This is a genomic window from Thermomicrobiales bacterium, assembly GCA_041390825.1.
Classification (GTDB): domain Bacteria; phylum Chloroflexota; class Chloroflexia; order Thermomicrobiales; family UBA6265; genus JAMLHN01.
In genome coordinates this window covers 53,745-64,991 of record JAWKPF010000006.1, presented here as the reverse complement: position 1 = coordinate 64,991, position 11,247 = coordinate 53,745, and the positions used below count along the sequence as shown (strand labels likewise).

General features: G+C 62.6%; 14 protein-coding genes. 3 read left to right on the top strand and 11 right to left on the bottom strand.

Annotated features, from left to right (window positions below; genetic code table 11):
- Window positions 1-243: 243 nt before the first annotated feature.
- The 3 genes from R2855_02775 (at window position 244) to R2855_02765 (ending at window position 3,979) form a co-directional block, all read left to right on the top strand.
- Entirely contained in the window at window positions 244-897 is a 654-nt protein-coding gene (locus R2855_02775; protein MEZ4529930.1) for a DedA family protein, read from the top strand.
- A 130-nt stretch (window positions 898-1,027) separates the two neighbouring features.
- Window positions 1,028-2,026 carry a ScyD/ScyE family protein gene (locus tag R2855_02770; protein ID MEZ4529929.1) on the top strand — a complete coding sequence of 333 codons (999 nt, stop codon included), beginning with the start codon at window positions 1,028-1,030 and terminating at the stop codon, window positions 2,024-2,026.
- A gap of 1,659 nt (window positions 2,027-3,685) precedes the next feature.
- Window positions 3,686-3,979: a hypothetical protein gene (locus tag R2855_02765; GenBank protein MEZ4529928.1), complete on the top strand. Its 294-nt coding sequence runs from the start codon at window positions 3,686-3,688 to the stop codon at window positions 3,977-3,979.
- Window positions 3,980-4,117: 138 nt separating this feature from the next.
- On the opposite strand, the gene R2855_02760 is transcribed toward R2855_02765, so the two are convergent.
- The 11 genes from R2855_02760 to R2855_02710 form a co-directional block, all read right to left on the bottom strand.
- Entirely contained in the window at window positions 4,118-4,366 is a 249-nt protein-coding gene (locus R2855_02760; GenBank protein ID MEZ4529927.1) for a hypothetical protein, read from the bottom strand.
- A gap of 651 nt (window positions 4,367-5,017) precedes the next feature.
- Window positions 5,018-5,449 carry a M24 family metallopeptidase gene (locus R2855_02755; protein MEZ4529926.1) on the bottom strand — a complete coding sequence of 144 codons (432 nt, stop codon included), beginning with the start codon at window positions 5,447-5,449 and terminating at the stop codon, window positions 5,018-5,020.
- Complete coding sequence (locus R2855_02750) at window positions 5,446-6,384, bottom strand: hypothetical protein (protein MEZ4529925.1); 939 nt, start codon at window positions 6,382-6,384, stop codon at window positions 5,446-5,448. Before R2855_02750 ends, R2855_02755 begins: the two co-directional genes overlap by 4 nt.
- A complete protein-coding gene (locus R2855_02745; GenBank protein MEZ4529924.1) occupies window positions 6,381-6,968 on the bottom strand; it encodes a hypothetical protein in 588 nt (195 codons plus the stop codon). Before R2855_02745 ends, R2855_02750 begins: the two co-directional genes overlap by 4 nt.
- Before the next feature lie 293 nt (window positions 6,969-7,261).
- Window positions 7,262-7,519, bottom strand: coding sequence for a hypothetical protein (locus R2855_02740; GenBank protein ID MEZ4529923.1), 258 nt, complete (start codon window positions 7,517-7,519; stop codon window positions 7,262-7,264).
- A gap of 812 nt (window positions 7,520-8,331) precedes the next feature.
- Window positions 8,332-8,475, bottom strand: a complete 144-nt coding sequence (locus tag R2855_02735) for a hypothetical protein (protein MEZ4529922.1) — start codon at window positions 8,473-8,475, stop codon at window positions 8,332-8,334.
- Between the two features lie 321 nt (window positions 8,476-8,796).
- Window positions 8,797-9,228, bottom strand: a complete 432-nt coding sequence (locus tag R2855_02730; protein ID MEZ4529921.1) for an MOSC domain-containing protein — start codon at window positions 9,226-9,228, stop codon at window positions 8,797-8,799.
- The gene (locus R2855_02725) at window positions 9,225-9,500 is read right to left on the bottom strand and encodes an HAD-IA family hydrolase (protein ID MEZ4529920.1); all 276 of its coding nucleotides are present in this window, start codon (window positions 9,498-9,500) and stop codon (window positions 9,225-9,227) included. Before R2855_02725 ends, R2855_02730 begins: the two co-directional genes overlap by 4 nt.
- Window positions 9,497-9,763, bottom strand: coding sequence for a hypothetical protein (locus tag R2855_02720; GenBank protein ID MEZ4529919.1), 267 nt, complete (start codon window positions 9,761-9,763; stop codon window positions 9,497-9,499). The genes R2855_02725 and R2855_02720 overlap by 4 nt, the downstream gene beginning before the upstream one ends.
- Window positions 9,760-10,443: an LLM class flavin-dependent oxidoreductase gene (locus tag R2855_02715; GenBank protein MEZ4529918.1), complete on the bottom strand. Its 684-nt coding sequence runs from the start codon at window positions 10,441-10,443 to the stop codon at window positions 9,760-9,762. Before R2855_02715 ends, R2855_02720 begins: the two co-directional genes overlap by 4 nt.
- A gap of 116 nt (window positions 10,444-10,559) precedes the next feature.
- Complete coding sequence (locus R2855_02710; protein ID MEZ4529917.1) at window positions 10,560-10,682, bottom strand: LLM class flavin-dependent oxidoreductase; 123 nt, start codon at window positions 10,680-10,682, stop codon at window positions 10,560-10,562.
- Between the last annotated feature and the right edge of the window lie 565 nt (window positions 10,683-11,247).

Here is an 11,247-nt window from a genome sequence, read left to right as displayed (position 1 = left end):
CTCGAGACGCTATGCTTCGTGAGCCTCCCATCCAACGGCGCACGTTGGAGCTACCGCTGGGCGACGACTGTCGGTGCGCGAGTCTTCATCCAGGTCCGACGGAGAGCTCTGTCACCCACGATCGGAACGTGCTCGTCGATAGGCTGGCGGTTCCCCGGATGCGCTCCCCGGGAACCCGATTCTGTGAATTGAGTACCATTGCGGCTTTGTGCCGATCGTGACGGAAGGGAATTTCCCCTGTTCTTGCTTGCCACCGACCCGACAACAACTGAACTGACGGGCATTGCCGATTGGGCAGTCCGCTTCATGGAGAAGCTGGGCGCGCCCGGAGCGGGGGTGCTCATCGCCCTGGAGAATATCTTCCCGCCCCTTCCGAGCGAGGTGGTCTTGCCTCTGGCTGGTTTCACCGCCAGTCGTGGTGACTTCCATCTATGGGAGGCACTGCTCTGGACGACGCTGGGATCGGTTGTCGGGGCCATGGTGCTCTATGGCATCGGCGCCGCGCTCGGGATGCAGCGCACGATCGCGATTGCCGAACGAATTCCCCTGATCCAAACCAGCGATATCGACAAGACCGTCGCCTGGTTCAACAAGCATGGCACCAAGGCGGTCTTCTTCGGCCGCATGTTGCCGATCTTTCGCAGTCTGATCTCGATACCGGCCGGGATCGAGCGGATGCCGATCCCGATCTTTCTGGGGCTCACCCTGGCCGGCAGCTTGATCTGGAATTCGATCTTCGTGATCGCCGGCTATCAACTTGGTGAGAACTGGCATCGGGTGGAAAAGTATGCCGATCTCTTCCAATACCTGGTCATCGGCGTCGTCGGCATCGCGGTGCTCTGGTTCATCATCCGCCGGCTCCGCTCGCAGCGGAGCGGAACCGAACCCGCCGCCTGAGGCAGAAATACCGCATCCATCGGGCCGGGCAGCGGGTCGATATCGGGAGAATTACGTATGGACCCAGCCCGTCCCGAGGCGTACCTTGAATCTCGTGGGCGCTCATGGGAGCGCCCGAAAGAGGTAAGAGGTGCTAATCGAAATGGACCTAATGCTGGAAAAAGCGCGGCTCAATCGCCGTGAGTTGTTGATTCGCAGCGTGGCCATGGCGGCTGCTGCGGGCGTTGCCCTGCCGGCAGCAGGCGCGTTCGCGCAGGACGCATCACCCGCTGCGGGTGAAGAGCAGGGCGGGGGCATGCCGCCGCTGCCGGAGGGCGCCACTGTCGTCGGACAAGGGCTCTGGAACCCGGGTGATATCACCCTGGGCGAGGACGGCACCATCTACATTGCCGAGCAAGGCGTCTCGGGTGGCGATCCCACCGCGCCGCCTCCGGCTGCGACCCCAGGCGTCGTTGCGACCGCCACTCCGCCGCTCGTGCCGCCGCAGATCTCCGCGATCGCGCCGGACGGCACGCAGATCGTCCTCACGACCGCGATTGGCGGCGTTGGCATCGACTATTACGATCAGTCGGTCTACGTCTCCACTGGTGGGAGCTCGGTTGGGAGCGGCATGGTGCCGTTGCCGTCGGAGAACACCATCAGCGCGATCGATATCAACACCCAGGAGACACGGCTTGTCGCCGAGCTCGGTCCCTACGAGGAGGCCAACAACCCGGACGGCACCGATATCAACCCGAATCTTTACGGGCTCGGGATCAGCCAGGACGGCGTCATCTACGTCGCGGACGCAGGCGGCAACACGATCTACCAGGTTGCCCCGGATACCGGCGAGTTCTCGCTCTTCGCGGTGGTGCCGAATCTGACCGATCTGACCGGCGCCACGCCAACGGCCGAGGAGGAAGCGATGCAGCCTGGGCCGCGGCAGCCCGTCCCGACCAGCGTTGCCATTGCGCCGGACGGCACCATCACCGTGGTGCTCCTTTCCGAGTCGTGGAATGGACCCTCGATCTTGGACTATCAGGCCGACGGCACCTACACGGTTCGCGATGTACAACTGTCGATGATCGTCGATGCGACATACGGACCGGATGGCGCGCTCTACCGTCACGCAGTTGACAGCGGACTTTAGCGACGAAATGCCGGCGCCGGGCAACGTCTTCCCGCGTCGACGCGGATGGCACCGTGACCCCAGTCGTGGAGGGCCTCTTCTTCCCGCATGGGATTGCGTTCCACCCAGGAGTCGGGCAACCTCTTCGTTGTCACCAACTCCATCATTTCCGCGCCGGTTCCCGGCCGGTATGCTGGTCCGCTTCGACGGCATCGCCACCCCGGCTGCGTAACTCGACCTCGTTGCATGCCACAGGCCGGACAGGAGTGCTCCCGTCCGGCCCGCGTCGTGGGCACGATGCGTTGTCGCGGTTCGCTTGGCCGGAAACCTCCTGGAGCCGGCGTGCGCTTGAATGAGCCGTTTTTCCGGCGACCATCTGCAGATTGGTAGCCAGTTCGCGATCGGCCATTCCCATGGCCAACTGCCCAGCAACGAGCGAGACCAGCAGATCGTGCATGATCGGGCCGATCGGTCCATCGGGATCCGGTCCGGTGCCATCGGGGTTCGGGTAGCCATCGATACCGATCCAGCCCCGCCACCGTTACCAGCGTGGTGAGCTCGCGCGGGTCTGGTGGGAACTTGTCCCAGTCGACGGGAAGCGTGTCCTGACAAAGCCACGGATAGCGCTCGCAGAGCGTCTGCACATAGAGATGGATCTGGTCGGAAGAGGGTGGACCTACGATCAGGTCCCACCACCAGGGACGCGCCAGTTCCACGTGGATGTTCCCTTTCACACCGGAAGCGTAGTGATTGCCCATCGTCGTCTCCTTGTCGTTACCCGGATTGCTCGGAAGGCATTTCCGGCGAAGCTCGCCTGTCTCGACGGTAGATGGCTTGCACCTAGATCGAAGTGCTCTGGGTAACCCGATCGTAGTCATCCTGCGTACTAGTCTTGTTGCGTGACGGAGCGAAGTTTGGGAAAGGGCCGAGAGAATGCCATTTGGATCGGAACTAGATCTGACGAATTACGACTGGGAACACTCTATCCAGGTTGGAGCAATTGGCACAGTTCAAAGCTACGCTGATCTTGCTCCCACTCGATGAACTGGCCAAGCGCTACAACAAGTTGAGTGCCAGAGTAAGTGCCTTCGAGCCACCTGCAGCAGGGTTCACAGAGATCGCCGTCTCGCTCTCCTGGGTTGCAGAAACCGCGCGCGACCACCCAATACCAACTTACTTGGTGCTTCGGTTTCTTGATACGCTGCTCGAGGATGGCGCGAGGAGGATACGCGCGGAGATCTCCCGAATCACCCGAGAAGCTCGGTCTAGCTCGCATGGCCGGAGGTTTGTGCCGTTCGAACTGAATTGGGTCGAATTGCGCTCTTGTTTCATAGGGCGGTCGACGAAAGAGCAGCTCTCCTGTAGCCAAATCCAGGTGGCACGAGAGTACATTGCGGGCATGCCAGCAGAAAGAGTTGGAATCGAGCATTCCAGGCCCTTTGGGAGCTGGTTCTATTGGGATGTTTCCCAGAATAGTTGGAAAAGAGTCCAAGAAGGCGAAGATTCCTGGCCCAGGATATGGGTTGTTGATCCCTGCCCGCGGCGCTGGTGCCGCCTGCAGCAGGACGTCGCCGCCGGCGGTGATGTCTTCCGGTGTCGAATACTCGATCTCCGCGTGGCTGACGCCGCCTGCTGCGGACGAATGCCCGTGGGAACCAGATCGGCCAGGTGTTTGGCGTCGTGCCCCGCCCCCGACCAAAGCTCTTCGTACGGGAGCCCGAGCGATTCACAGCCGGTGCAGATTGCGGCAATCACGGCTGGATCGAACGGGGTGGGATCGCTGGTCCAGATTCGCTCGACGGTGATGTCGACTCCCGGTTGCGGGCGACAGTCTCACCCAGCTTGCCGAGCTCGCGGGAGAAAGTCGATCGTCTCGCCGTCCGGATGCCGGAAATCGACACTGAAGACGGCTCTCCCGGAATCGTGTTGATGGTGTCCTGGTTCCACCCTGATCCGACCGACGGTCTACCGTGATATCGTCCCGGTCGAGGGCGAGCCGCTCGATCGAGGAGATCATGGTGGACGCGGCCATCAGCGCGTCCTTGCGGAGTGCTCATGGGCGAGGGCCGGCATGGTCCGATTGCCCGGTGACCTGACCTCGCTCCAAATGAGTCAACGATGCCGCCGACAACCCCACCACGGGTTTGCCGACCGATTCCAGCACGCTAGCCCTTGCTCGATATGCAGTTCCAGGTATGCGTTGGCAGGTAACGGGCGCAGGACGTCACCCTTGTAGCCGATGCGTTGCAGTTCCTCTCCGAAGATGAGTCCGTTGCGGTCCCGGATGCCATGAGCATAGTCGCGCATAGAGCTTGCTCCCGCGACCGCGCCGGAACAGAGCGTGGCCGGTTCGAAGCGCACGCCTTCTCGTTCGTCCAGTTTACCAGCGCCACCGGCAGGCGGGTGCGAACGTTGTGATCGTTGAGCGTGCGGATCACTTCCAGGGCGCCCATCACCCCGAGCGCGCCGTCGTATCGTCCCCGCGCACGACGGTGTCGATATGCGAACCCATGTACCTGCAGCGGCACGTCCTCGATGCCGGGACGAATCCCAAACATGTTGCCCAGATCGTCGATCGCACAGTCAGCCGGCCTCGGTCATCCAGCGCCAGCGAATCGCGGGCCGCCTTGTCCTCGTCGGAAAGCGTCAGGCGCGTCACGCCACTGCTCATCCGGTCGCCCCGTCCCGTGCCAGCTCCTGCAACGACGCGTTCAACCGTTCGCCATCGATATGGATCGATGGATGCGCTCCTTCCTGGCAGGTGACGGTCCAGGGTCCAGTGTCGAATGAACCGAGCGGGCCGGAATTCAGTGCCTCCGCGTGCGCTGGACACCGGACCCTGTACGCCGGTGCCTGTTTCAGTCCCACTCCAGAGGTTCGGTGGGGTGGGGGTAATGATCTCGCTCGGTCCGATGGCGTGGACCACCACTTCCTGTTCGATGGCGGCGCCGCGACTTCGGGAATGAACAGGCCGGGTTCCACAGGACCATGTTCGATTCGAGTACGGTGGGTTCACCGACAGATAAGAAGCTCGACCGTCTCCAACCCGATACCGTGGCCCATCATGCCAGCGAAGTAATCGCCATACCGGCCGCGCTGCATGACCTCGACCGCAGCGTCCGCCACGGTCGAAACCGCCACTCCTGGGCGAATCTGCTCCACCGCCGCGTTGGTCGCTTCGAGGGTGGTTTCCAGCAGGCGGCGGGTTTCGGCGCTCGCGTCGCCGCAAACCGTCGTGCGGTTCACGTCGAACCCATAGCCCTGGTATGCGCCGATGACGTCCAACGCCACGATCTCTACGATTCGATGCGCCGGTCCGTGGCCTGTGGCCAGCGAGTCGAACGCCGACCACGGACCAGAGTGCACCCGGAAATAGCGCACGAAATCGGCCCCGGCGCGCATGGCCGCGGCAATTGCCTCCGCGCAGACCTCGCGCTCGGTCACACCGCACGCGCCGGATCGTAACATTGGCGGTCATCAACGCGGCATCGGCGCAGCGTGCCGCCCGGCGCAGCAGGTCGAGTTCGCCCGGACTCTTGATGGCGCGCATCTCGGCGACGATGTTCGGCTCCGGATCGAGCGTCAGCCCGGGCCAGCTCGCGCAGCCGTTGCCGGTCGATCGCGGCCGGCGGGAATGTCATCGCCCGCAGGCCGATATTGGCGTCTTCCAGATAGGTCTCTTTCAGGAGATCGATCAGCCCAGATCCCAGATCGCCAGCGGCGCGCCATCGTCGACCACCACCAGATCGGGGCGGTGTTTGCGCGCGTCCGGTCAGCAAGACGGGTTCGCCAACCACCGGCAAGAGCAGCATCGCGTGCCCCATGCCCCGGTTCCCTTCGGAAAAAACCGTGGTGGGGAAGGGAGGAAAGTGCCCGCTTAGGTACGCCAGGTCGCCGGGCCGGTCATAGAACGAGCGGCCAACCACCAGCAACCCGTCCAATCCCGCGGCCGAGGCTTTCTCACGCGCGCTGTTGCCGGCCGCGAATCTCCTCGGCCGATCGGCGGCACGTCGTCGAGCGTGTTCTGCATGGGCACATCGTCGAATCGTTTCGCTGTTGCCATTCCTGCCTCGACGCGGCAGTTCGACCGCCGATGCCCGTCCCGAACGACTAGCCGTAGTATTCGACGAAGTCAGGAAGGTCATGCACCCCTGTTGACCCTGTTGGATAGCGGCCTCGTTGGCGGTCACCTCCGCCAGCATGTCGGAATTCGCGGTGCTGGCCGCCATGATGCCGCCGTGCTCGTACCCAGTGCGAATAGTCTCCCCAACCGCGCGGTTGAAGGCGATCAGGCTCTGGAACCACGCTTGCGCATATTCCGGCGCCGGCGTCTGGTCCAGAATGCGCGACACCGCTTCGTAGTAGTCGGCCAGGCTCATGAATTGCAACTGGTTCCATTGGATCGAGGATCGACATCCCAGTCTCCTCCGAATTCGGCCAGCGGGGTGAGCGCCGCCGGGACTTCGACCAGCGCTTGCAGGTTGGCCCGATCGATGGCAATACCCAGTTCGTCCAGTCCCTCGCAGCTCGACCAGGATGCGAACCCGGGCACCAGGTCGTCCAGTTCGCCATCGATCATGTCACCTGGAACGGCAAACGTGTCGAAGTCGGCGCACGCCGCAAGTGGCGTCGAGCCGCGCCTGGGCGATCTCCTGGTCGGGCGAAGCGACTGGTCGTAGTAATCGACGAGGATGGTGAAGATCCCGTTCAACGCTCCGTCGGCAAAGAGCGCCTGGGCAGATCGAGCGACTCCATATTGGCGCGTTGCCAGTTCGCGGCGAACGCGAGGCGCGTCGATCTTGTCCATGTTCTTGAATGCGTTTCGATCAGCTCGACGATCTGGTTGAGTTGTTGCGGGAGTGGCCGTGGCCAGGGCGCGCAGATCGCTGATGTCGACGACTGCGGCCAGCTCGTCGAAATAGCGCTGCTCTTCCGCCAGGTAGGCTTGCGACCATGCCTGCAAACCAGTGCAATCATCCGGTTTGCGCCAATACCTCTCCAGGCGCTGCGCTCCCCGGCGGGATGATCGATCCGGCAAGCATCGCCATCGGGGCGATTCCGGTCATCAGCAATCGTCTTGGCATGTTCGATTCCTCTCCCATGAAAACCGCTTATTTCATCGCTTGATTCTCCCAGATCGGAGCCATTCAGGGAAGGAGGATCACTCGACCTCTTCGCCCGCGGCCCAGGCGGCAAATCCCGGACAGATCGCCTCGGCTGCGATCGCGGCGGCGTCGCTGCGCTCCAGCAGATCGTTCATGGTGGTCGACGCCTGCATCGAGGCGTAAACATCAAGCCCTGTGACGCGATGTTCGCGGTGAACTCACTCAACGCGCGGAAGATCTCGATCTGCACCATGTGCCACTCTGCCGCGAACGCGAACGGCGTGATAGCCGCGACCGAATCGGCAAGCGAGCCGTGAAACCCGCTGAGCGCGGTCGCTTCTTCTGGAGTGAGGTCCTCGAAGAGACTCTGGGTTTCCGGGTTGCTTTGCGGCTTCGAGGAGAACGGCAAGCGCCTCCGGATTGGCAATCGCCGCGGTGGTATAAGCTCTCCTCGAATGCGGCTTTGTAATCGTCCAGACCAGCGCAACCGGTGTCCCCCGTAGGCGTCGTGCCGGTCACGGTCGTTGTGTTGGTCGAGCTGCCTGGTCGCCCTGCGCATCGGTGGACGCGGATGGTTGCGGCGGGGTAGCAGTGGGTAGCGCCGGAGGTGGCGGAACGGCTACTTCTGGTGTCTGCGTCGCAGCCGCAATGACGGGCCGACCTGGCTGGTTGTTCCCGCGCCGGTCTGAATCGTGACGCTCAGCACCATCGCCGGATCGACCGGTTTCGATGCTCACCGTCCGGTTGCGCTTGCACGGCGCCTTGTGAGATCGCCGTGACCACTTCCGTTCCGCCGATGACTTGTCCGAAGACCCGGATACTCGGCAGGGATCTGGTCGGTCAGGTCGGTCGCGGCAATGAAGAACTGAGGAGCCATTCTGGTTCGGAACGGCGTTGGCCATCGCCACAGAGCCAACAGGATATTGGCCCACGGTGGGATCGGAGGGAATGTAGTAGCCGGGTTTGCCGGCGCCAGAGCCGCTCGGATCGCCGCCCTGGATGAGATATCCGGCGAAATGCGGTGAATCGGTGCCGGTGTAGTAGCCGGCGAGCGCCAGGCAGATGAAGTTGTTGAAAGTTTGCGATCGGCGCGTTGACCGGGTCGAGCTGGATCCAGGATAGCGCCCGCGGTGGTTTCCATCGACGCCACAATCGACTGCGCCGGATCGATGATGGTTGCCGGCGCCTGCGACCAGGTCATCTGGCCGCCGGAGACCCCGGTCAGCGCCCTTGCGGCCAACATGCCGCGCCATCCAATCCCGACTGCGCCATCGCCGGCGCGGCGGTCACTGCGAGCCCAGGCACAACCGCCGCGAGCACGGTGACCGCCAGCATCTTCGCATGAAATCCGTCATCGCCGCTCACCTCCGTGTACGTGGTTCGGGCTTCATTCTCTCATGGACGATGCGGCAAGGAAACGGTAGCGCCAGGTGTGTGCCGAACGAGTCGTCGGATTGCTCGCGTTCTGGTCAGGATGACAGCGCTTCAGCCAGCGACTGCTTGACGACCTTCGACAGCGCATCCACCGCGGCAGCGCGTTCGATCCAGCGCGCGGTCCGCTCCGGGAAGCCGGGCGGCATGGGCCAGCGCCACGGTGACTGCGGCTGGATCGCGCTTCCAGTTCGAGCGTTCCATAGACAGGCGCCGTCCCGGGGGTGAGCACGCGAGTACCAGCCAGTGCGGCCATTATCGACCATGGCTTTGACCACGTTCGGCCGCTGGGCTTTCAGCGAACTTGTAACAGGGGTAGCGCGGTTGGCGGATTTGCAGCCGCACATCGCCCCAACGCCAGATATCGCCGATGCAGGCCTCGTCCTCCAGTATCCCCTTCAGACTCAGGTTTTCCCCGAACGATCCCGGGCCGTAGGGAAGCGCCGGGCTCATCTCCTCGGTCCAGCGTGGCCAATGCTCGGAGGGGTAGCCGTAGACGGCCTTTTCTGGACCGCCATGAGCCACCAGGTCACCCTGGCCGTCACCTTCGATATTGACCTCGGAGACGGTTACGGTTTCGGTCGAAATGGGGCGCTTGCGAATCCCGCTTTCGATCATCTGGCCATGCCGTTCGCAGAGATAGCCTGGGAGCGCCACATTGACCGAGAGCAGCTCGATCACGGTCACGACGCCACCGCCGCCTGTGCGTTGATCGCCAGCACATGATCGACCAGCGCATCGAGTCCGACGAAGATGGGAACGTCGTGCAGAGCCGGATCCTGGCGTTCGTAGCGATCGATCAGCGCCGCGCGCATGCCCGCATTCAGCGCTCCGACCACGTCGGACTTTGGCTGGTCGCCAATGTGCAGCGTGTTCGCGGGGTCGACGCCGAGCGGTTCGAATGCCGCCCGGAAGGTGTTGATATGCGGCTTCTCATAGCCGATCAACGCCGAGGTCACGATGAGATCCATGCCTTCGGCAAACTCGAGATGCCGGCAGAGAGCGCAGTGACATCGCTATCGGCATTGGAGATGATGGCTGTCTTGATGCCAGCCTCGCGCAAGCGGGAGGTGGCGTCCATCACATCACGGAACACGAGATACCCGCCGAAGGGAGAATCCTCGACCGCCGGAGTTTCGTATTCGGCCAGGTAGTGTTGCCGCGCTTCGCGCACCACCAGCTCATCGTGCGGGATGCCGGCGGCTTCCAGCCAGACGTTCATATATGCGAGCCGGATCCGCTCACGGTCGGCGGGTGGCCGGTCGCGAATCGGAATTGCTCCATTGACGATCGTGAAGTAGTCCTCGGCGATGAGATCGGATTGGCGCAGGGCTTCCAGATCGGACTCGTGCCGATGCGGCGAAGCGCGCCGCTGCCAGCATCTCCAGCGTTGGGATACAATTCGATCAACGTGTCATAAAAGATCAGGTAACGAGTTCGATCGGGCGGTCGTTGGTAGTCGTTTGCGAGTCCATGTCGCGGATTGGTGTCCTTCCAGCGTTCAGGCGAGTTCGTCACGCAGGCGCGGCATGACATCAGTGGCCAGGCGCTTGGCCGATTCCAGTCCTTCTCCTCGGGGAAGTCGAAGAAACTGGCTGGTGCCGGCGGCGCGATAGGCGCGGATGAGTCTTCGAAACTGTCGCCGTGTTCCAGCCGGTCTGCGCCGAAGCTGGAAGAAGCCGCGATCTCGCCGGGATCGCGGCCAGAATCTTCCCGGCAATGCGCCTGGATCTGCGCCAGCGCTTCCCGGATGCCTTCCGGATCGTTGCCGGTATCCCAGAGATCGGCGTGACGGGCGATGACCTTGAGCATGCGTGGGCGTTTGCCACCGATGAGCACCGGCAGCTTCTGCTGCACTGGTTTTGGGGCAGGGGCGCATCCGCAGATCGTAATGCTGGCCATGGAAGGTTGTGCGTGTTTCGGTGAAGAGCGATTCCATGATCTGGAGCGCTTCGTCGAGCATGTCCACCCGGTCGCCGGCGGACGGGAAGGGGATCCCGTATGCGCGATGCTCTCGCTCATTCCCACCCTGCGCCAATACCCAGAATCGCGCGTCCCTTGCTGATGTGGTCGACGGTCACAATCTCTTTGGCCAGCACTGACGGATGCCGGTGTGTGTTGCCGTAGACCAGCACGCCGATCCTGGCGCGGTTGTCTCAACGCCAGCGCAGAGAGGAGGTGGACGTCTCGAGGCACGGACCGTCCGGATCGGCATGAGAGCGCCATGAAATGGTCGAAGAGCCAGATCGAATCGAAGCCATCCTCTGCCAGTTTCCATTGGGAAACCAGCTCCAGGCCAGGTGTATTGATGCTGGGCGATGACGACGCCGAAGGAAAGGGGATGCCGGAATTCGGCCATGGGCTGGGCGATCCTCGTGAAACCGTGACTCTCTGGAGACCGGAGCGAATTCCGGTCATGCAGCATCCCGATTCTAGTCGACGGAAAGGAACTGCTCGTGGGGCACGCGAGCCGAATATCAAAGCGAATATGCTAAGATCACGATGGTTGCACTGGCCAGTGACAGGGTGCCCTGGGCGCTTCTGAGTTGCAAGCTCAGATGGCTGGCCTCCCCTCTCTCCTTCGAGAACCTATTCCTCAGTCGGCGAACAAGAACTCCGATTGGATGCGATCTGAAATCAGGTCGTATGAGCAGATTGTCGTTGCGCTCCCATTTTCGGTGGATTGCCCAGCAACGGTAGTCAGCT

What these genes read in the sequence shown, in the direction of transcription:
- R2855_02750 (MEZ4529925.1), bottom strand. Translation starts at nt 6,384, where the DNA reads ATGAGCCTGGCCGACTACTACGAAGCGGTGTCGCGCATTCTGGACCAG.
- R2855_02720 (MEZ4529919.1), bottom strand. Translation starts at nt 9,763, where the DNA reads ATGAACGTCTGGCTGGAAGCCGCCGGCATCCCGCACGATGAGCTGGTG.
- R2855_02715 (MEZ4529918.1), bottom strand. Translation starts at nt 10,443, where the DNA reads ATGGCCAGCATTACGATCTGCGGATGCGCCCCTGCCCCAAAACCAGTG.